Origin of the sequence: Psychrobacter sp. CAL346-MNA-CIBAN-0220, assembly GCF_040309805.1 — a bacterium.
Classification (GTDB): Bacteria; Pseudomonadota; Gammaproteobacteria; order Pseudomonadales; family Moraxellaceae; genus Psychrobacter.
On record NZ_JBEOPF010000779.1, the window covers coordinates 1 to 232 of the forward strand.

General features: G+C 49.6%; 1 pseudogene. It reads right to left on the reverse strand.

Annotated elements, in window-relative coordinates:
- Positions 1-232: pseudogene (locus AAEY88_RS15645) on the reverse strand (anthranilate phosphoribosyltransferase); the annotation flags it as partial.

Genomic DNA, 232 nt, shown 5'->3' on the forward strand with positions numbered 1-232 from the left:
GTAAAAGCTGTACCGCTGGCGAGTGTCGTGAGCGCTAGCTGAGTACCGGCTTGAACTGAGTCGCAAATACCACTGATATACAAAGCACAACCTGCATTAATCGCCACCGCATCTCTATGTGCTGGTAGACCTTTACCTTGTAAAATGGCTTGGGTGATTAAGGCATTATCAGCTGGTTCTCCACCCGTTAACTGCGATATGTCTGCACGGTTAACGCCGAGATCTTCAGGGC